Source organism: Paraburkholderia sp. J94 (assembly GCF_905220285.1).
GTDB lineage: Bacteria > Pseudomonadota > Gammaproteobacteria > Burkholderiales > Burkholderiaceae > Paraburkholderia > Paraburkholderia tropica_A.
The window spans coordinates 1-251 of record NZ_CAJMZH010000072.1 but is presented as its reverse complement, the minus strand read 5'-3'; the positions used below and the strand labels follow the sequence as shown (position 1 = coordinate 251).

Sequence of the window (251 nt, the reverse complement as noted above, 5' to 3'; positions counted from 1 at the left end):
CGGATCGACGACACCGTCGTCGCCACGTCCTGGAACGCGCCGATCAGCGTCTGGTTGTAGTTCGCGACGTCGAGTTCGAAGTCGGCGTAACGGCCCTTCAGTTGCGCGCGCAGTGCGCCCGCATCGAAGATCGGCAGATGCACGGCCGGGCCGATGTTCATCTGGCGGCTCGTGAAGTTGAGGAATTTGCCCCAGCCGAACGCATCGAAACCGATGCCCGCCGCGAGGTTCACGTCGGGATAGAACTCGGC

1 protein-coding gene is annotated in these 251 nt (G+C 63.7%); it reads right to left on the bottom strand.

Going from position 1 to position 251, the window contains the following annotated elements; translation table 11 throughout:
- A partial coding sequence (locus U4Y88_RS37700; RefSeq protein ID WP_321790157.1) for a TolC family protein occupies positions 1–251 on the bottom strand: 251 nt, incomplete at both ends.